The organism is Amycolatopsis sp. NPDC101161 (assembly GCF_044768185.1).
Lineage (GTDB): Bacteria > Actinomycetota > Actinomycetes > Mycobacteriales > Pseudonocardiaceae > Amycolatopsis.
On the sequence record NZ_JBIWPI010000001.1, the window covers coordinates 1,416,025 to 1,436,374 of the forward strand.

General features: G+C 71.4%; 13 protein-coding genes and 1 pseudogene. 10 read left to right on the top strand and 4 right to left on the bottom strand.

Annotated features, from left to right (window positions below; genetic code table 11):
• Positions 1-105: 105 nt before the first annotated feature.
• Positions 106-2,178 carry an APC family permease gene (locus ACIRSS_RS06940; RefSeq protein WP_400891514.1) on the bottom strand — a complete coding sequence of 691 codons (2,073 nt, stop codon included), beginning with the start codon at positions 2,176-2,178 and terminating at the stop codon, positions 106-108.
• Between the two features lie 166 nt (positions 2,179-2,344).
• Between ACIRSS_RS06940 and ACIRSS_RS06945 the strand changes: the two genes are divergently transcribed.
• From ACIRSS_RS06945 to ACIRSS_RS06990, 10 genes are all read left to right on the top strand, one after another.
• Positions 2,345-2,554: a hypothetical protein gene (locus ACIRSS_RS06945; protein WP_400891516.1), complete on the top strand. Its 210-nt coding sequence runs from the start codon at positions 2,345-2,347 to the stop codon at positions 2,552-2,554.
• Positions 2,555-2,981: 427 nt separating this feature from the next.
• Positions 2,982-6,593, top strand: a complete 3,612-nt coding sequence (locus tag ACIRSS_RS06950) for a LamG-like jellyroll fold domain-containing protein (RefSeq protein ID WP_400891518.1) — start codon at positions 2,982-2,984, stop codon at positions 6,591-6,593.
• A 19-nt stretch (positions 6,594-6,612) separates the two neighbouring features.
• Entirely contained in the window at positions 6,613-7,635 is a 1,023-nt protein-coding gene (locus tag ACIRSS_RS06955; protein WP_400891521.1) for a LacI family DNA-binding transcriptional regulator, read from the top strand.
• A gap of 29 nt (positions 7,636-7,664) precedes the next feature.
• The gene (locus ACIRSS_RS06960; protein WP_400891524.1) at positions 7,665-8,918 is read left to right on the top strand and encodes an extracellular solute-binding protein; all 1,254 of its coding nucleotides are present in this window, start codon (positions 7,665-7,667) and stop codon (positions 8,916-8,918) included.
• Positions 8,919-8,922: 4 nt separating this feature from the next.
• The gene (locus tag ACIRSS_RS06965) at positions 8,923-9,879 is read left to right on the top strand and encodes a carbohydrate ABC transporter permease (protein ID WP_400891527.1); all 957 of its coding nucleotides are present in this window, start codon (positions 8,923-8,925) and stop codon (positions 9,877-9,879) included.
• Complete coding sequence (locus ACIRSS_RS06970) at positions 9,876-10,694, top strand: carbohydrate ABC transporter permease (RefSeq protein WP_400891530.1); 819 nt, start codon at positions 9,876-9,878, stop codon at positions 10,692-10,694. The genes ACIRSS_RS06965 and ACIRSS_RS06970 overlap by 4 nt, the downstream gene beginning before the upstream one ends.
• A gap of 31 nt (positions 10,695-10,725) precedes the next feature.
• Entirely contained in the window at positions 10,726-12,729 is a 2,004-nt protein-coding gene (locus ACIRSS_RS06975) for a TIM-barrel domain-containing protein (RefSeq protein WP_400891533.1), read from the top strand.
• Positions 12,726-14,630 carry a glycoside hydrolase family 127 protein gene (locus tag ACIRSS_RS06980; protein ID WP_400891536.1) on the top strand — a complete coding sequence of 635 codons (1,905 nt, stop codon included), beginning with the start codon at positions 12,726-12,728 and terminating at the stop codon, positions 14,628-14,630. The genes ACIRSS_RS06975 and ACIRSS_RS06980 overlap by 4 nt, the downstream gene beginning before the upstream one ends.
• A gap of 80 nt (positions 14,631-14,710) precedes the next feature.
• Positions 14,711-15,148 (top strand): ATP-binding protein, encoded by a 438-nt coding sequence (locus ACIRSS_RS06985; protein WP_400891538.1) that lies wholly within the window; start codon positions 14,711-14,713, stop codon positions 15,146-15,148.
• 560 nt (positions 15,149-15,708) lie between these two features.
• Positions 15,709-16,041, top strand: coding sequence for a MerR family transcriptional regulator (locus ACIRSS_RS06990; RefSeq protein ID WP_400893397.1), 333 nt, complete (start codon positions 15,709-15,711; stop codon positions 16,039-16,041).
• A 185-nt stretch (positions 16,042-16,226) separates the two neighbouring features.
• Here the strand turns inward: ACIRSS_RS06990 and ACIRSS_RS06995 are convergent.
• The 3 genes and pseudogenes from ACIRSS_RS06995 to ACIRSS_RS07005 form a co-directional block, all read right to left on the bottom strand.
• Positions 16,227-16,346 (bottom strand): annotated as a pseudogene (locus ACIRSS_RS06995) (IS5/IS1182 family transposase); the annotation flags it as partial.
• Between the two features lie 30 nt (positions 16,347-16,376).
• Entirely contained in the window at positions 16,377-18,524 is a 2,148-nt protein-coding gene (locus ACIRSS_RS07000) for an FUSC family protein (RefSeq protein ID WP_400891541.1), read from the bottom strand.
• 59 nt (positions 18,525-18,583) lie between these two features.
• Complete coding sequence (locus ACIRSS_RS07005) at positions 18,584-20,230, bottom strand: GH25 family lysozyme (RefSeq protein ID WP_400891543.1); 1,647 nt, start codon at positions 20,228-20,230, stop codon at positions 18,584-18,586.
• Positions 20,231-20,350: the final 120 nt, after the last annotated feature.

Below are 20,350 nucleotides of genomic sequence, written 5' to 3' on the forward strand. Positions count from 1 at the left end.
CACCTGACGATACGCGGGATCGACCCCCGAAGTGGTGACACCATGCGCAGGATCATAGCCACGGCGGAGGGCGGGAAGCCGGTTGCTCCGCTTGGGGGAACCGCTTCAGGTAGTCCGCTTCTCGGGGCTCTTGACGTGCCGCCGTGAGCTGCTGTAAGCGCCACTGCCGGCAGGCGAGCTCACCCGCTGGGTGGTGACGCCCCGGCGGATGTCGCCGGGTAGGGGGCGGACGCGCTGGAGGTCGCGGCGGTGGGTGGAGCTCAGCTGCCACGGGACGCTGGTGACCATGACGCCCGGTTCGAACAGCAGCCGCCCCTTCAGCCGCAGCGAGCTCTGGTTGTGGAGGATGTTCTCCCACCAGCGGCCGACGACGTACTCGGGGATGTAGACGCTGACGACGTCACGCGGGCTGGACCGGCGGAGGCTCTTCACGTACTGCACGACCGGCCGGGTGATCTCGCGGTACGGCGACTCGAGGACCTTGAGCGGGACCTTCACGCCGCGCCGCTCCCACTGCCGCTGCAGTTCGCGGGTGTCTGAGTCGTCGACGTTGACCGTGATCGCGGTGAGGGTGTCGGGCCGGGTGGCGCGGGCGAACGCGACCGCGCGCTGGCTCGGTTTGTGCAATGTGGACACCAGCACGATCGCGTGGACGCGGCTGGGCAGCAGCTCGAACTCGTCGTCGGGCTGCAGTTCTTCGCGGACGTGCGTGTAGTGGCGGTGGACGGCGCGCATCAGCCCGTACAGCAACGGGATCGCGATCACGACGAGGTAGGCGCCGTGGGTGAACTTGGTGACCAGGACGACGACGAGGACGATGGCGGTGAGGGCGGCCCCGAGCGCGTTGATCAGCCGTGAGCGGTGGGCGGCCCGCCGGTCGCGGGCGCCGGTCGTGTCGGCGAGGACCCGGTTCCAGTGCTTGACCATGCCGACCTGGCAGAGCGTGAACGAGGTGAAGACGCCGAGGATGTACAGCTGGATGAGCCGCGTGGTGGAGCCGTCGAAGGCGAAGATCAGGATGCCCGCCACCAGCGACAGGGCGATGATGCCGTTGGAGAAGGCGAGCCGGTCGCCGCGGGTGTGCAGCTGGCGCGGCAGGTAGCGGTCCTGCGCGAGGATCGACGTCAGCAGCGGGAAGCCGTTGAACGCGGTGTTCGCGGCCAGGATGAGGATCAACGCGGTGGCGGCCTGCAGGACGAAGAACAGCACGCTGTGGTCGCCGCCGAAGACCGCGGCGCCGATCTGGCTGATCACCGTGCGCTGCGGGTCGTTCCGGCAATCGCCGGCGAAGCCCGTCAGGTCGCAGGTGTTCTCGGCGATGTGCACCTTGGTGATCAGGGCCAGCGCCGTGATGCCGCCGAACATGACGACGGCGATGGTGCCCATGGCGGTCATCGTGCGCGCCGCGTTCAGGGCTTTGGGCTTGCGGAACGCGGGCACGCCGTTGGAGATCGCCTCGACGCCGGTCAACGCGGTGCAGCCGGACGCGAACGACCGCAGCAGCAGGAAGACCAGGGCGAAACCGGTCAAGCCGACCTGTTCGGGACGGACGTCGTAACCGGCGCTTTCGGCCACCGGAGCGTGCCCGGTGAGGGTGCGGCCCAGTCCGACGACGATCAGCAGCATGACCGAGGCGATGAACAGGTACGTCGGCGCGGCGAACGCCCGGCCGGACTCGCGGATGCCCCGCAGGTTCATCGCCATCAGCACGACGATGAAGCCGACGTTCAGCGCGATCCGGTAGTCGTTGAGCTCCGGGACGGCGGAGATGATGTTGTCCACACCGGACGCGACCGAGACCGCGACCGTCATGATGTAGTCGACCATCAGGGCCCCGGCGACGACCAGCCCGGCGCGGCTGCCGAGGTTGCGGGAGGCGACTTCGTACGAGCCGCCGCCGCTGGGGTAGGCGCGCACCACCTGCCGGTAGGAGATCACGACGACGGTGAGCAGCACGGCCACGCCCAAACCGACCCACGGCGCCATCGTGAGGTAGGCCAGCCCGCCGATCGACAGGATCAGCAGGATCTCCTGGGTCGCGTACGCCACCGAAGAGAGCGGGTCACTGGCGAAGATCGGCAGGGCGAGCCACTTCGGCAGAAGCGTCTCCCCGAGCGTGTCGCTCCGGAACGGCCGGCCGAGTACCAGCCGTTTGAGCCATGAGGTGGGTGCCGGCACCACCGCAGCGTGCCTCGGCCGCCGGGGAGCCGGCGTAGAGAAAACGTCAAGATCCGCGCGTCGGCGTAGGGAAATCGTAAGTGTCTCCGGGGTGATCGTCAGGTTCTCGTCAACGACGCTGGTCTTCGCCGGTTTGGACGGCCCGGCCGCGCCGTAGGCTCGAGCCGTGACCGATCCCGATGAGGCCATCGAGCTGGCGGCCGAGCGCGGCGACACCGCCGAACTGCGGAGGTGGGCGGCCGCGGGGCATTCCGATGCCGTCGACCTGCTCATCGAGGCCGCTACTGAACGCGAGGACCTCGACGAGCTCCGCCGGCTCGCCAACGAGGGCAGCCGGACCGCGGCCGAGGTGCTGGCCGAGCTCGAGGACGAATAGCCCGGGTGTGCGACGCCGGCGCCGGCCTAGGGGTCGCCGAACGCGATCGAGCCGCCGGGGGGCCCGGCCCACCCTCGGCAGAGGCGGGCAGGCCCGCCGGAACGCGGCGCCTCGCGGTTCCCCAGCCTTGCTCGATGTTCATCGTGTCGGACTTGGAGATCTTGCGGCGGTACGCGGCCGTGGCGAAGACGTAGGCGCCGACGAGGAGTCCCGCGTACCAGGCGAGCGCGACCGGGTGTTCCGGCCGCTCCCGCGGTCGAGCCGCAGTCACCGTCCGGCGTCGTCGGCACTCGATCCGTGAAGGGGCTTGCCACCGGATCGTGTTAACGCTCACAATGTGCGCTTGAGGCTGGTCGTCGAACCGGTTCGATGATCACCGCCTCGGTCGACACGCTCAGCCGTTCGGACCTACTCAGGAGCAGCGACGATGGTGCTATCGAGAGGAACGCGGACGCCGGTCCGCACGGTGACGCTGGTGCTGGGCGCCGCCCTGCTTGGCGCGGGCCAACTGTTAGCGCTACCAGCAGCTGCGGCCGAGGCGCCGGGGCCGCTGGTGCACTACGACTTCGACGCCACCGACGTGAGCACCGGGGTCGTGTCCGACTCCTCCGGGCACGGGCTCGACGGCACGCTGGTCAACGGCGCCACCGCCCAGGTCGTCGCCGGGGCCGGTGGCGGCGGTGCGCTGGCCTTGCCCGGCGGTGCGCCGACCTCGAACGGCGCCTACGTCAAGCTCCCGCGCGCCGCCCTCGGCAGCGCGCCCGATGTCACCGTCTCCGTGCGCGTGAAGTGGGACAACGCGAACGCCGCGCCGTGGCAGTGGCTCTTCGCGCTGGGCAAGGACACCACGAAGTACCTGTTCGCGACGCCGTCGAACGCCGACGGACGCCTTCGCGGCGCGGTCACCACCGCCGGCGGCGGCGCCGAGGCCCAGGTGACCGGGTACGCCGCGCTCCCGACGACGTGGCAGACCGTCACGGTGACGCTCGACTCGGCCGCGCACCGGCTCACCGCCTACCTCGACGGCGCCGCCGTCTCGTCGGCCAGCACCGACGTCACCGCCGCGCAGCTCGCCGACGCGGGCACCTCGTTCGCCGGCTACCTCGGCAAGAGCTTCTACGCCGACCCCTTGTTGAAGGGCGCGATCGACGACTTCCAGCTGTACGACACGGCGTTGTCCGCCACCCAGGTCGCCGAGCTGGCCGGACCAGCACCCGCCGTCACCGGCCTGACCCAGACGCAGCTCGACCTCCGCGCCACCGTCGGCACGCCGCCCGCGCTCCCGGGCGCGGTCCGTGGCACGTTCAGCGACGGCTACGACCGGGACGTGCCGATCCAGTGGTCCACTGTGGACCCGGCGGCCTACAGCCGCCCCGGCACGTTCACCGTGCCGGGGACGGCCGCGGGCCGGGCGGTGACGGCGTCGGTCACGGTCGTCCGCGACGGCCAGCTGACCATCGACCTCGGCAGCGACACCGGGCCGTTCCACGGCGGCGCCGCCGGCAGCCTCTACGGCCTGTACGGCGATGGCGTCCCGACCAACAACCTCATCGAAGGCATGCACGTCCGCACGATCGCCACGAAGGCGCAGGACGGCCCCCAGCACCCGGGCGCCGACGCCCTGGAAATCGTCAAGCCGCTGGCGGACAGCACGAACGGCGACGTCTACGTCTACATGACCGACATCCACCGCGGCTTCCCCTACCAGTGGCCGGGAAACACCCCTGAAGAGAAGCTGCGGCTGTACTCGGAGAAGATCGCCAAGCAGGTCGACCAGGTGCTCACGCTGGACCCGATGTACCGGGACAACGTCGTGTTCGTGCCGTTCAACGAACCCGAAGGCAACATGTTCGGCACCGGCGAGTGGAGCTACGACGGGGTCAGCTGGCTGACGAACCCGGCCGGCTACTTCGCCGCGTGGGACCAGACCTACCGGCTGATCAAGGGAAAGCTGCCCGCGGCGCGGATCGCCGGGCCGAACACCAGCGTCCTCTACGACCAGGTCAAGGGCTTCCTGCAGCACGCCGTCGCCGCCGGCACCGTGCCGGACGTGATGACGTGGCACGAGCTGAGCCACCCCGAGCAGATCCGCACGAGCGTCGCGAAGTACCGCGGCTGGGAGGCCCAGGTCTTCGCGGGAACGCCCTACGCCGGGAAGCAGCTGCCGATCAACATCGACGAGTACGCGTTCAACTACCACACCTCGGTCCCGGGCCAGATGATCCAGTGGGTCTCCGCGATCGAAGAGTCCAAAGTGGACGCCGACATCGCGTACTGGAACATCGACGGCAACCTGTCCGACTCGGCCGTGCAGGCCAACCGCGGCAACGGTCAGTGGTGGCTCTTCAACGCCTACGGCGAGATGAGCGGGCACACCGTCGAGGTGACCCCGCCCTTCCCCGGGCAGAACTACTCGCTGCAGGGCGTCGCGACCCTCGACCCGGCGAAGGCCCAGGCGCGGGCGATCTTCGGCGGCAAGGACGGCAACGCCTGGGTCGAGTTCGCGAACGTGCCGAAGGCGCTCGGTGGCACCGCGCACGCCTGGATCCGGGAGATCCCGTGGACCGGGCAGATCGGGGACTCGGCCCAGCCGGAGCTGATCTCCGAACGTGACGTCAAGGTGCAGAACGGCGTGGCGGCGTTCGACTTCGGCGGTTCACTGCCGAAGCTGAAGGAGTCGTCGGCCTACGAAATCGTGCTCAGCCCAGGCGGCACCGGCGCTCCGGCGGCGGCCACGCCCAAGCTGTGGGAGCAGCGCTACGAAGCCGAGGCCGCGACCTACACCGGCTCGGGCTACAGCAAGAACGGCCCGGAAGGCTCCCCGAACGACGTCTCGAAGTTCTACACCTCGGGCGGCTACGACGTGGGCGGCCTCCGGACCGGTTCCGACGGCGTGCTGAGCTTCGGCGTCGACGTGCCGAGCGACGGCACCTACGACCTGAGCGTGTTCGCCAACTCCCTCAACACCTACGACCTGGTCAAGGCGAACGGGCCCACGAACGTGTTCCTGCGCGTCGACGGGGCGGCCGAGCAGGAGCTGCTGCTGCCGCTGGGCTACAAGTGGGTGGTCTGGGACCACGCCGACACGAAGGTGCGGCTGAGCAAGGGCAAGCACACGCTGTCCCTCGCCGCCCGCAGCCTCGACGGCACCCGCGCGACGCAGGGCGACGCGATCGTCGACAGCCTCCAGCTGTCGCTGCCGAACCCGGCCGCGGCCACCGCGGTGTACGAGGCCGAACTGGCCACGACGTCCGGCGGGAAACCGGTCTACGGCCCCGGTTCCGGCGCCGGCACGCTCCGGCTCGGCCGCGGGGACACGGCGACGTTCTGGGTGTACTCGCCGCAGGACGCCGAGTCGACGCTGACCGTGCGCGGCCTCGGGCTCACGAACCTGGCGGTCAACGGGCAGGACCTCGGGAAGGCCACGGGCCCGGTCGCGGTGTCCCTCTCCGGTGGTATCAACAAGGTCACCGTCACCGGGGTCGCGGCGGCGTCCTGGGTCGACCGGCTCGACGTGCGCCGCACCGACGGCACGCTGCCCGCGAAGACCTACGAGGCGGAGAACGCCCAGCTCGCCGGGACGGCGCAGGTGACCGCACTGTCCCATGCGGACGGTGGCCGGGCGGTCACCGGCGTGGGCGGCGCGCCCGGCAACGGCAACACCGTAACGTTTCACGTCACCGCCGACCGGCCGGGCACCTACGCCCTGCGGATCCGCTACGCCAACCCGGAGCAGTCCGAGGCAACGCACTACAACCCGGATCCGCTGGCCCGCCACGCGGACATCTCGGTCAACGGCGGTGCGGCGCGGCGGGTGCTCTTCCCGCACACCTTCCACCGGAACAACTTCTGGGAGCTGACCGTGCCCGTCCAGCTGAAGCCGGGGGACAACACTCTTTCGTTCCGGTCCGAGGAGCTGCCGGACTTCGACGGCACGACCTACGCGTCGGACACCTACCCCGGCGTCCTGCTGCGATCGCCCTACGCCCCGGTACTCGACCGGATCGCGATCGCCCCGTTCAGCGCCCCGGTGCGCTGAGCCACCTTCGGAGGAAACAGTGGTCACCATCGGCGACGTCGCCAAGGCGGCGGGGGTCTCCCGCAGCACGGCGTCCTACGCCTTCTCCGGCAAACGCCCGATCTCCGCGGAGGTCCGCGTGCGGGTGCAGGACCTGGCCCGGCAGCTCGGCTACACGCCGAACGCCGGCGCCAGGGCGCTGGCCACGGCCCAGACCATGGTCATCGGCCTGCTCGCGCAGTTCCTGGAGGACGAGTTCAAGCCCGCGATGCTGCAGTACATGCTGGGCGTCTCGGACACCGCGCGCGAACTCGGCTACGACACGCTGCTGGTGACCGAGTCCGACGGGGCGCACGCGCTCGACCGGATCACCAGCTCCCGCATGGTCGACGGGATCGTGCTGCTCAACGTGGCCCACGAGGACGACCGGGTCCCGCTGCTGCGGGCGGCGCCCCAGCCCGGCGCGCTCGTCGGCCTCACCCGCGACCCCAGCGGCGTCGACGTGTTCGACCTGGACTTCGAAGCCGCCGGCCGGCTGATGGTCGGGCACCTGCACGCCGCCGGGCACCGCGAGCTGGTCCTGGTTTCCCAGCCGGAGCACGTCGTCGAGCGAGGCGGTTCGTACGTCTGGCGGCTGCGCAACGGGGCCCAGGACGAGGCCGGGCGGCGCGGGATGGTGCTGCACGCCGTGTTCGGCGCCTCCCGCCAGCCGGAGGTGGGTCGCGAGCTGCACGCCCTGCTCGACGCCCACCCCGGCGTGACCGGGCTGCTGCTCAACAACGAGGCGGCGGCCGCCGCGCTGCCGTCCGTGCTGCACGACCGCGGGCTGCGCGCGCCGGAGGACCTGTCGGTGATCGGCCGGTACTCCGACGAGTTCGCCCGCACCTTTTCCCTGCCGTTCTCGTCGATCGACAGTGCCCCGGACCGGCTGGGCGAACTGGCCGTGCGCCAGCTCGTCCACCGGATCGAGACCCTGGAAGCGGGCGAGGAACCCGACGTGCTGCACCTGCTCGCGCCCGAGCTCGTCGACCGCGGCAGCACCGGCACCCCGCACCGAAGCTGACCCCTTCACGCAGTTCAAGGAGGAATACCGTGAAGCCTTCACCCATCCGGCTGGCGGCCGCCGCCGGCACCCTGGCGCTGGTCACCGCCCTCGCCGCCTGCTCCTCGTCGTCCGGCGACGGCGGGGCGGCCGGCGCCACGCCCACCACCTACACGTGGTGGGACCCGTACCCGCAGCACGACGCGTCCTCCGGCTGGGCGAAGCGGGTCGAGGCGTGCGGAACGCAGGCCGGGGTGAGCATCAAGCGCACCGCCTACGACACGACCGCGCTGACGAACCAGTCCCTGCTCGCCGCCCAGGAGGGGACCTCGCCGGACGTCATCCTGCTGGACAACCCGGCCGTCTCGACGCTGGCCGACACCGGCATGCTGTCCACAATGGACGATCTCGGCGTCGACACCAAGGGTGTCGACCAGAACCTGCTCGGCGCCGGCGTCGTCGACGGCAAGACCTTCGGCATCCCCATCGGGGCCAACACGCTCGCGCTGTACTACAACAAGACCGTCCTGGAGTCGGCGGGCGTGGACCCGGCGTCGATCAAGGACTGGGCGAGCCTGACCGCGGCGCTGCAGAAGGTCACCGCGGCCCACCACAAGGGCATCACGTTCGCCGGCATCGGCACCGAAGAGGGCACGTTCCAGTTCCTGCCGTTCTTCTGGGGCGCCGGCGCGAACCTGCGTCAGCTCGACTCGCCCGAGGCCGTGGCCGCGCTCGACCTGTGGACCGGCTGGCTGAAGTCCGGGTACGCGCCCAACTCGGTCATCCACGACTCGCAGAACACCAGCTGGGAGGAGTTCCTCACCGGCGAGTTCGGCTTCGCCGTCAACGGCACCTGGCAGGTCACCAGCGCGTCGAAGGCCAAGTTCCCGACCGGTGTCGTCCAGCTCCCGGGCCGCTCCGGTGGCGTGGCGCCGACGCCGACCGGCGGCGAGTTCATCACCGCGCCCGTGCAGAAGGACACCAAGCGCTACGAGGTGACCAAGAAGATCGTCGACTGCATGACGACGCCGCAGGGCATGGTCGAGACGGCGAACACCTTCGCCTACTACATCCCGCCGACCCGGGCCGGCCAGGACGCGCTGCTGGCCCAGCACCCGGAGCTCAAGCCGTGGGTCGACGCCGTGCGCACCGCGAAGGGCCGCACCGCCGACAACCTCGGCACCAAGTACCCGAAGATCTCCGAACCCCTGTGGACCGCGGTGCAGAACGCGCTCAGCGGCGCGAAGTCCCCGCAGGACGCGCTCGGCGAGGCCCAGAAGGCCGCGGCCAAGGCGGTCGGCTGACGCCATGCCCACCACCAGTACGACGTTGCTCGCCGAGCGGTCGAGCGCCCGCTCGGCGAGCCCGCCGCCGCGCCGGGTGCGCCGCCCGGCGCGGTGGGCGGCCGCCGGCTTCCTCGCGCCGCTCACCGCGTACCTGCTGATCTTCTACGTCTACCCGCTCTACCGGAACATCGACCTCAGCCTGCACCACTACAACGCGCGGGCGTTCGTGCAGGGCAACGCGAAGTTCGTCGGCGCGGACAACTACACGGCGATCTTCTCCTCGCCCGACTTCGGCCTCGCGCTGGGGAACACGGCGGTGTTCACCCTCGTGTCGATCGCCTTCCAGTACGCCATCGGCCTGGCCCTGGCGGTGTTCTTCCGCGGCAACTTCCGGCTGTCCGGGTTGCTGCGGGGCCTGTTCCTGGTGCCGTGGCTGCTGCCGCTGATCGTGTCCGGCTCGACCTGGGCCTGGATGCTGGGCAGCGACAACGGGATCGTCAACGCCGTCCTGCGGGCGTTCGGCCTCGACGGCATCGACTGGCTGACCTCGCCGCACTGGTCGCTGACCTCGGTGGTGATCGCCAACATCTGGCTGGGCATCCCGTTCAACCTGGTGATCCTGTACTCCGGGCTGCAGAACATCCCCGCCGAGCTGTACGAAGCCGCCGAGCTCGACGGCGCGACCGCGTGGCAGAAGTTCCGCCGGATCACCCTGCCGATGCTCCGGCCGGTCTCGGCGATCACCCTGCTGCTCGGGCTCGTCTACACGCTCAAGGTGGTGGACATCATCTGGATCATGACCACCGGCGGGCCCGGCACGGTGTCGACGACGCTGGCGGTCTGGTCCTACCGCGAGGCCTTCGGCACCGGGCAGCCGGACTTCTCGCCCGCCGCGGCGATCGGCAACCTGCTGATCGTCATCGCCCTGGTCTTCGGCTTCCTCTACGTGCACCTGCAACGACGTCAGGAGCGGTCATGACCCGGCGGCGCGGCGCGTGGAAGACGGCGCTCGGCGTCGTGCTGGCCGGGTGGATGCTCTTCCCGGTCTACTGGATGGTCAACGTCTCGCTCACCCGGACCGAGGACATGCGGACCGATCCGCCGCACTGGTTCCCGTGGAACCCCACGCTGGACGGGTACGCGAACGCACTGGGCGACCAGCTGCCCGCGCTCGGCACCAGCCTGCTCGTGGGGCTGGGGTGCGTGGTCCTGACCGTGCTGATCTCCGCGCCCGCCGGCTACGCGCTGGCCAAGCTGCGGGTGCGCGGGGCCGGCACGGTCAACTTCGTGCTGCTGGTGGCACAGATGATCCCGAGCGTGGTGATGGCGATCGGGTTCTACGCCATCTACGTGCGCCTCGGCTGGCTCAACACGCTGTGGGGCCTCGTCGTCGCGGACTCCACGATCGCGGTGCCGTTCGGCGTGCTGGTGTTCACGGCGTTCATGTCCGGCATCCCCGGCGAGCTGGTGCAGGCGGCGAAGATCGACGGCGCCGGCACCGTCCGGACGTTCACCTCGATCGTGCTGCCGGTCAGCCGCAACGCCGTGATCACGGTGTCGCTGTTCGCCTTCCTGTGGGCGTGGTCGGACTTCATCTTCGCGTCCACTTTGGACCGCAACGGCTCGATGATCCCGGTGACGCTGGGCATCTACCGGTACATCGGCAACAACACCACCGAATGGAACTCGATCATGGCCACCGCCGCGGTCGCGTCGGTGCCGGCCGCGGTCCTGCTCGTCGTCGCCCAGCGGTACGTCGCCGGTGGCGTGACGGCGGGCGCGGTGAAGGACTAGCCACCTCCCTTCCGAAGCAAGGAGACCGAACTTGGTCAGGTTCTTCCCGGCGGAGACCGCGCTCGAGGTCCGCCACCGGCACGAGGTGCTCACCATCGAAGCCTGGGGCCCCGACAGCGTCCGCGTGCGCGCCGCGCAGTTCCGGCTCCCGGCCGGGAGCCACGGCGCGCTCGACCGGCCGCCGCCGTCCGAGCCGCCGGTCATCAAGACCGCCGACCGGCACGCCGTCTTCGTGCACGGCGAGCTGACCGTCGACGTCGTGTTCGACGCCGGTGCCGCCTACCCCGAGCCGCTGCTGACCTTCAGCCGCACCAGCACCGGGCAGGAGCTGCTCGCCGAACGCCGGGAGCACTTCTGGCTGCCCGGCGCCCGGTTCTTCCAGGGCAACCGGTCCGGCGCCCACGAAATCCACCAGCAGTTCGCCGCCTACGACGACGAAAAGCTGTACGGGCTCGGGCAGCGCACCCACGGCCGGCTGGACCTCAAAGGACTGTCGCTGGACCTGGTGCAGCGCAACGGTGAGGTCAGCATCCCGTTCGTGCTCTCCAGCCGCGGCTACGGTCTGCTGTGGAACGTCCCGGCCGTCGGCCGGGTGGAGTTCTCCGCCAACGCCACGCGCTGGACGGCCGGCCAGGCGCGCGAAATCGACTACTGGCTGACCGCCGCGCCGACCCCCGCCGCGATCCTCGGCCGCTACGCCGACGCCACCGGCCACAGCCCGGACCTGCCGGAGTGGGCGAGCGGCTTCTGGCAGTCCCGGCTGCGCTACCGCTCCCAGGAGGAGTTGCTGGACGTCGCCCGGGAGCACCACCGCCGGGGGCTGCCGATGTCGGTGATCGTCGCGGACTTCTTCCACTGGAGCGCGATGGGGGACTACCGGTTCGACGAGACCGAGTGGCCCGACGTGCCGGGGATGGTCGCGGAGCTGGACGAGCTGGGCGTCAAGCTCATGGTGTCGATCTGGCCGACGGTGTCGCCGCTGTCGGAGCACTTCGACACCTACCGCGACCACGGTCTGCTCGTGGGCACCGACCAAGGCGCCGAGTTCCACCAGACCATCCAGGACAAGGGCATGGACGTGCCGATGCCCGTCGCGTTCTACGACCCGACGAACCCCGAGACCCGCGCGTTCGTCTGGGACCTGGTCCGGCGCAACTACCTCGACCAGGGCATCTCGGTGTTCTGGCTCGACGCGTGCGAACCCGAGCTGAACCCGGCGCACCCGGGGAACCTGGCCTTCCACGCCGGCCCCGGGGCCGAGGTCGCCTCGATCTACCCGCGTGACAACGCCCGCCTGTTCGCCGAGGGCATGGCGGCGGCCGGGCACGAGCCGACGGTGCTGCTGTGCCGGTCGGCCTGGGCGGGCTCGCAGAAATACGGCGCCGCCGTCTGGTCCGGGGACATCCCCGCCACCTGGCAGTCACTGCGGCAGCAGATCCGGGCGGGGCTGAACATCGCCATATCGGGGATCCCCTGGTGGACCACCGACATCGGCGGGTTCCACGGCGGCGACCCGGCCGACCCCGCCTACCGCGAACTGTTCGTCCGCTGGTTCGCCTACGGGGTGTTCTGCCCGCTGTTCCGCCTGCACGGCGACCGCGAGCCGCGCACGCCCACCGGGTACGCCATGACCGGCGGCCCCAACGAAGTCTGGTCCTACGGCGACGAGGCCTACGAGATCATCGTGGGGCTGCTGGACCTGCGGGAACGGCTCCGGCCCTACCTGCACGAACAGCTGCGCGCCGCCGCCCGCGACGGCGTGCCGCCCATGCGGCCGCTGTTCGTCGACCACCCGGACGACCCGCGGGCGTGGCAGGTCGAAGACCAGTTCCTGCTCGGCCCGGACGTCCTCGTCGCCCCGGTCACCGAAGCCGGGCAGCGCTCCCGGCCGGTGTACCTGCCGGCCGGGACCCGCTGGGTCGACGCGAGCGGCGCGGTGTTCGACGGCGGCACCACGGTCGAGGCCGCCGCACCCCTCGACCGGATCCCGGTGTTCACCCGCGAAGGCGCCGGCGTCCCGTGGGGGCCGCGGTGACCGGGACGACGACCACCGTCGGCGGCCGTCCCGTCGTGCCCTCCCGCGGCCCGCTGCGGCCGCTCGGGCTGCGGGAAACGACGCTGACCGGCGGGTTCTGGGCCGACCGCCAGGAGGTCAACGCCGTCGCGACGCTCGACCACTGCGAAGCCTGGATGGAACGGCTGGGCTGGCTGGCCAACTTCGACCGGGTCGCCGACGGGACGATCGGCCTCGGCCGCACCGGCTGGGTCTTCGCCGACTCGGAGGCGTACAAGCTGCTCGAAGCGCTGGCGTGGGAGCACGGCCGCACCGGCGATCCCGCGCTGGACGAGCGGATCCGCCGGCTCACCGCCCGGATCGGCCGCGCCCAGGACCCCGACGGCTACCTGAGCACCGCCTTCGGGCACCCCGGGCAGCCGCCGCGCTACAGCGACCTCGAAACGGGCCACGAGCTCTACAACGCCGGCCACCTCCTGCAGGCGGCCGTCGCGCGGCTGCGCACGGCCGGACCCGACGACCTCGTGGAGATCGCGCGCCGAGCCGCCGACCACGTGTGCGCGCGGTTCGCGGGCGCCGGCCTGTGCGGGCACCCGGAGATCGAGGTGGGCCTGGCCGAGTTCGGCCGGGCCCTCGGCGAGCCCCGCTACCTCGAGCAGGCCCGGCGGTTCCTCGACCGGCGCGGGCACGGCAGCCTGCGCGACATCCCGCTCGGCCGGGCGTACTTCCAGGACGACCGGCCGATCCGCGAGGCCGGCGCCTTCCGCGGGCACGCCGTGCGGGCCCTCTACCTGGCCGCGGCCGCCGTCGACGTCGCCGTCGAACTCGACGACCGCGAGCTGCTGGCGGCGATCGAACGGCAGTGGCGCCACACCGTCGCCCGGCGCACGCACCTCACCGGCGGCATGGGGTCCCGGCACCAGGACGAAGGGTTCGGCGAAGACTGGGAGCTGCCCCCGGACCGCGCCTACTGCGAGACCTGCGCCGGGGTGGCGTCGGTGATGGTGGCCTGGCGGCTGCACCTCGCGACCGGTGACGTCCGGTACGCCGACCTCATGGAACGGACCTTCTACAACGTCATCGCGACCTCGCCCCGCGCCGACGGCCGCGCGTTCTTCTACGCGAACCCGTTGCACCAGCGCGTTCCCGGCGCGCCGGGCGACGAAGACGAGGTCAACCCGCGCGCCGAGGGCGGCAGCCGCGCGGCCTGGTTCGACGTCTCCTGCTGTCCCACCAACGTGGCCCGGACGCTCGCGTCCTGGCCCGCCTACCTCGCCACCGCCGGCGACCGCGAACTGACCGTGCTGCAGTACGCGTCCGCCCGCATCGACACCGAACTCGGCGGCGGCCGGTTCCGCCTCGACGTCGAAACCCGGTACCCGCACGACGGCGACGTGACGATCCGGGTCGAGGCAGCTCCGCCGGACCCGGTCACGCTGCGCCTGCGGATCCCGCCGTGGGCGGACGGCGCGTCCCTCGAGGAGGACGGGCGCCGGCGCGAGGTGGCGCCGGGCCTGGTGGCGACGACCCGCCGGTTCACGGTGGGGGAGACGCTGCGGCTGCGGCTGCCCGTGCGGCCCCGGCTCACGTGGCCCGATCCCCGGGTGGACGCGCTGCGGGGCTGCGTCGCGGTGGAACGCGGCCCGCTCGTGCTCTGCGCCGAGTCCGTCGACCTGCCCGACGGCGTCGGCCTCGACGCCGTCGGCATCGATGTCGCGGCCGGCGTGGCCGAGCGCGACGGGCGGACGGTGGTGCGAGCGAACGCTTTCTCCGCTGAGGATCCGGCCTGGCCGTACGGTCCGCGTGCCCGGCCGGACCGGGGGCCGGCGTTCGACCTGCCGATGACCCCGTACTGCCGGTGGGCCGAGCGCGGGCCGGTGGCCATGCGCGTGTGGCTCCCGGCCGGCCCGGGCGACGGTTGACTCGGCTTCTCCCGGGGTACCGCCGGATAGCGGACGTCTTCAGCAGCGAGGACGGAGACCCCCGGGAGGGTTGACTCGTCATGCCCGAGCCGAGCGAGGACCCGACGTCGTGGTCGATGGATCTGCGCGGCACCAGCGCGCCGGCGCTGGTCGAGATCCGCCGCTGGGCGTCCCGGACGCTGGCCCGGGTCGACGACGCCCACCTGGGCGACGTGCTGCTGGTGGCCACGGAGCTGGTGACCAACGCCTACGACCACGGCAACGGCCCGCTGGGCGTCCGGATGAGACACACCCCGAGCCCGTGCCGGGTGTGGATCGAAGTCGACGACAACTGCCCGGACCACCCGGTGCTCGCCCCGCCGTCACCCGAGCGCCTGGGTGGCCGCGGCATGTACATCGTGGACAAGCTCGCCTGCGCCTGGGGCGTGCTCGACCACCCCGGGGGCAGCAAGACGGTGTGGGCCGAGGTGTCCTGCGACGGCGTCGACGCGGTCCCGTGCGCGGCGACCCTTGCGTAGGCCTCCGACACGCCTCAGAAAATCTATGCCGGCTGAAGTAGACATTGGGTTGCGGGTGTGTGTAGTGTTCTTTTCGTAACGAGGAAGACAACGTCAAGCAAGCGCGGGAGAGGACGTAACTGCCCGCGAGTTGTAGGTAAGTGCAAGTGCAGTGGCAGGACCGGTCAGGTGGCCGGAGCCGATCAGTGAGTGGGGCTCCGGGCAGTGACCAGCGGCGTCAGCGTGCTGGGACCGATCAGTGGAAGGGTCCCCGCGGTGACGCCAGCAGTAAGTGAAGTAGCAGTACCGAGTAAGTGGAAAACCCAGGAAAGAAGGGAACGGAGCCATCATTGGATCGCCCGCGGCGGCGGGATAGCAGTGCCGCGCGGGTGCCGCAGTTCCATCGAGTTCGGAGGTGGTGCTCGGTCACGAGTAAGCGATCCCCGCGAGACCCGGCTTTCGGCCGGACGCGGGTGCAGGAAGCCGGCGGTCGCGCCGGTTGACAATGGTGAAACCCAACCCTTTGAGGACCCCGGGTGCCGTGGACGGCACCCGGGGTCCTTTGTGATGCGGAGGTGGATTTGATTCCTGATCAGGAAGGGCCGGGCACGCCGAGCCGGGCCGACAAGTTCGACGACGAGCATTATCCGGCCTACACGATGGGCCGGGCCGCGGACATGCTCGGCGCGACGCAAGGCTTTCTGCGCAGTCTCGACGAGGCGGGGTTGATCACGCCGCAGCGTTCCGCCGGTGGGCATCGCCGGTACTCGCGGTACCAGCTGCGGCTGGCCGCCCGGGTGCGGGAGCTGGTCGATCAGGGCACCGCGATCGACGCCGCCTGCCGCATCGTCAGTCTCGAGGACCAGCTCCACGAGGCTCAGCGCCTCAACACCGAACTCCGCGCCGGCGACTGATCTCGCCGGCCCGGCCACGACGTTTCGCGACTCTCGGGGCCGGCGGGCGGGCTATCGAAGCCGATGCCGCCGCCGGCCCGCTTGCGCTCTGTCCATGAAGGATCACGCGCCGCCGCACCAGGCGATGGTGGTGCTCACGCCGGGCGGACCGAGCTGGGCCGGCTCGCCGGTTGATGTTGCCGCCGGTCAGCACCACCGACAAGGGCCGCCCGTGCCGGGACACGACGAGCACCGGCGGCGTGCCGATGCGCCCGCACGATGCTGGAATCCACCGACAGCTGACCGATGACCAGCCACTGCTCATCGGTCAGCTCGTGCCACCCAGAGGACAGGCACTAGCGCCACCACGGACGGTGGCGCTGGGCCGCCACCACCGCGGCGGGCTCGACTAGCTCGGCGAGCCGGGCCGAGACGTGCTTGATGTGTTCGTGCACCCACAGCGCGCAGGCGAGGTCGCGCACCGAAGCGCCCGGCTGCTCGAGGAGGTCGGGGAACGCGGGTGGGGCGAGGATGGGCACGTCGCCGTGGTCGGTGCGGTCCAGGCGGGACGCGAGGTGGTCGTACCAGGCGGCGAGCTGTCCCGCTTGGTCGCCGAGGAGCCGGCGGAACGGGTCCGGCTCGACGTGGGGGTTCGGCAGTCCGGCCAGGGACTGCGCGGTCAGTCGCGAGCGGACGGTGCCCATGACCAGCCGCCACAGATCGTGCTTGGGGACGTGCTTGGTGCCCTGTTCGCTGAGGAACCCGCGGAGCGCGTCGTCGAGGCGGGTCCCGGCCGCGGTCGCGGCGGCCGGCGTGGGCGCGTCGTGGCGGAGACCGAGTGCCCAGTTCGCGGCCGCGGCCAGGAAGGCGCCGCCGGTGCGGAACGCGTCCGCGAGGTCGTCGGCGACGACGGCCCGGGCGCCGCGCGGCCAGAACAGCGCGCCCACCACCAGGCACACCGCGCAGCCGATGGCGACGTCTTCGATCCGCACGACCCCGATCTGCCAGCCGGCCGGCGCGAGCAGGTTGAACAGCACGGACACCGTCACGGTGAAGGCGGCCTGGCCGGCGGTGAACGGCAGAACGCCGGGCGCGTAGGCGGCGACCAGCACCGCGATCGGCAGGGCGATCCACAACGCGGGCGCGCTGGTGCCGATGACCAGCAGCAACAACGCGCCCACGACGACTCCCAGCGCGGTGCCGAGCAACGCCCGAAGCGCGGTCGACCCGGTCGCCGCCGCGTTGCCGCGCAGGACGGACAAAGTGCCCAGCACGACCCAGAACCCGTGCTCGACCCCGCTCACGCCGGCGACCACGACCGCGGCGGTCAGGGCCACCGCGCCGCGGAGGCTGTTGACGAACCACACCGACCGCAGGCTCGTGTGGGGCGAAGCGACCCGCGTCAGCGACGCCAGTGGGATCCCCCTCGGGAGGCGGGTCCGCCGGCTGCCCGGTGTCGCGGCACTCGCTTCGACAGCCGCGGCGCGGACGGCGAAAGCCGCGGTGCGGGCGTGGAAGGACAGGTGGACCGCGTCGGCGTAACCCGGGTCGCCGGAACCCAGGCCGCGCAGCCACTCCACACTCGCCTGGATCTTGCGGTCGAGTTCGTCCGCGTCGAAGGAGGCGGCCCGGCCGGCCATCAGCCGCTCGACCGTGCGCAGGCAAGCGCTGGTTTCGGCGAGCAGCTGCCGTTCGACGTCCGGTGCTCCGCTGAGGTCCGGGTATTCGCCGAGGGTGTCGGCGATGACCGAACCGCACCATTCGAGCAGGCCCACCAGGTTGTCGAGGGCCTGGTCTTCGGCGGCCAGGCCGGTCTGGCGGTACGGCGTCGCGGTGAACTCGTCGATCAGGTGGTGCTTGGCCTCGACCGCCGCGTCGTGGGCGGCGCCGACGGCGGGGCCGCCGCCCAGCGCCCCGTCCAGGTAGTCGGCCATCGCGCCGGCCGCGCGGGACGCCGCGTCACGCAGGGCGGTGGCGGGGGAGCGGGGCGACAGCAGCAGGACGGCCGCGGTGCCGACCACCGACGCCAGCCACCAGCCGCCGAGGCGGGCGGGCACCATGCTCATGGCGCCGGGGGAGGCGGCCGGGAGCACGTAGGCGAGCAGGGCGGCGGTGCCCCCGGCCGCCGCGTTCGGTCCGGCGACCCCGCCGAACAACACCAGGAAGGTCACGATCAGCGTGACGACGGCGGCCAGTGGCAGGGACACGCTGGCGGCGGTGCCGACGACCAGCAGCACACTGCCCACGACGGCGAGCCCGAAGTGGGCGCGCAGCTTGTCCCGCCGGTCGCCGCCGAACGAGGCCAGGACCAGCGTGGCGAACCCCCCGAAGGCGGCGAAGGTCGCCACCTGCAGGTCACCGATCACGGTGACGCTGAAGGCGAACAGCGTGGGCACCACCAGCGTGGCCCGGACCGCACGCAGGGCAGCGGCCGTCGACCACTGGGGAATCCACTCGCGGGGTGCCACCCGGCGCGCCTTCAGGGCGGGGGAATCGATCGCCACCGGCCGAGCATAGACGGCGATTTCCTCCCCCGAGCGCCCTGCGGCCCGTCGGTCGGGGATCAGCTGTAGGCGACCTGGGTCGTCGAACTGGCGCTGAGCCAGGTGATCGTCCCGTGCTGGAAGTTGTTGCGGCGGCCGCCGGTCACGCCGTACTCGTCGCTCGACGGGTAGCCCAGCCCGCTGCGTTCCCAGCCCAGCGACGCCCACCGCTGCCGGATCGCCCCGTGGAGGGACTGGGCGCCGGTGGCGGAAGTCCAGTAGATGGAGGCGCCTTGGGCGCCGTTGAAGTGGTTGAAGCGGCCGACGCCGTCGGGGGTGCCGTCTTCGTCGGTGGTCGGGTAACCGAGACCGGCCTCCCAGCCCAGCGCCGCCCACTTCTGCCGGATCTGCCCGTGGATGGACTGGGCGCCGGTCGCGGGCGTCCAGTAGATGGAGGCGCCTTGGGCGCCGTTGAAGTGGTTGAAGCGGCCGACGCCGTCGGGGGTGCCGTCCTCGTCGTTGGTGGGGTAGCCGAGTCCGGTCTCCCAGCCGAGCGCCGCCCATTTCTGGCGGATCTGGCCGTGGACGGAGTGGGCTCCGGTGGCGGAGGTCCAGTAGATGGAGGCGCCTTGGGCGCCGTTGAAGTGGTTGAAGCGGCCCACGCCGTCCGCGGTGCCGGACTCGTCCGTCGTCGGCAGGCCCAGCAGGCCGCCGGGGCCGCCGAGCTGCTGGTAGCGCTGCCAGATCGCGCCGTGCACGGCGTACGCGCCCGTCGCCGGGAAGTAGCCGATGACGCCGTGCTCGTAGTCCTGCGCCCAGCCGCCGGCGGCCGTGTACTCGCCGCCGGACGGGTTGCCCAGGTAGGACGACGCGCCGCCGAGCTCGGTGTAGTGCTGCGCGATCTTGTCGGCCTCGGTGCCGGTGGCGAAGGACTGCAGATCGGTCACGCCGCCGTTGAACACGTCCTGGTCACCCGGGAACGTGCCGGACGACGCGGTCTGGTCGAACGTGTAGTCCGTCCAGCTCGCCGGCATGGTGACCGTCGAGGCGATCCACAGTGGATCGTTGACGAAGTTCGGGCTGTTCGCGGTGCAGTTCGACCACCAGCCGTTGGTGGTGTAGATGACCGGCCACCGGTTCGTGCGGTCGTGGACCGTCGTGACGAAGTCGGAGATCCACGCCGAGACCTGCGCCGGGGTCATGTTGTAGCACCAGCCGGCCCAGTCCTGCGTGCTGTAGGGGTCGTACTCGATGTCCAGCACCGGCGGCAGCGTCTTGCCGTCGGCGACCCAGCCGCCGCCGTGGCTCAGGAAGAACTGCGCCTGCGCCGCGCCCGACGAGGTGTCCGGCAGCCCGAAGTGGTACGCCCCGCGCAGCAGCCCGGCGTTCGCCGAGCCGGCGAAGTTCGTCGCGAACTGCGGGTCGGTGTAGGTCGTGCTCTCGGTGGCCTTCATGTAGGCGAACTTGGCGCCCTGGCCGGCCGCGGCACCCCAGTCCACCGTGCCCTGGAAGTGGGAGACGTCCATGCCCGGCGTCGTCACGCCCGAGGCCGCGGTCGCGCTCGCGGCGGCCTTCCGCGTCGCCGTCGCGTGCGCACCGATCGTGGACCCCATGAAGTCCGAGTCCGGATGGGCCGGCGCGCTCGCGCCACCGCCCGAAGCCGAGGCGATCGCCGGCGTTCCGGCCAGCACACCCGCGACCAAAACGGCGACCGCACCCGCGGTCACCGCACCACGAAACCCACCCACCACAAACCTCCACCCGGTATTCGTCCACCTCGCTATCGACGGGGACCCCCCGGCGTTACCGATGGCGGTGCGGATCACCCGCGGTGGTGGGAAAAACGG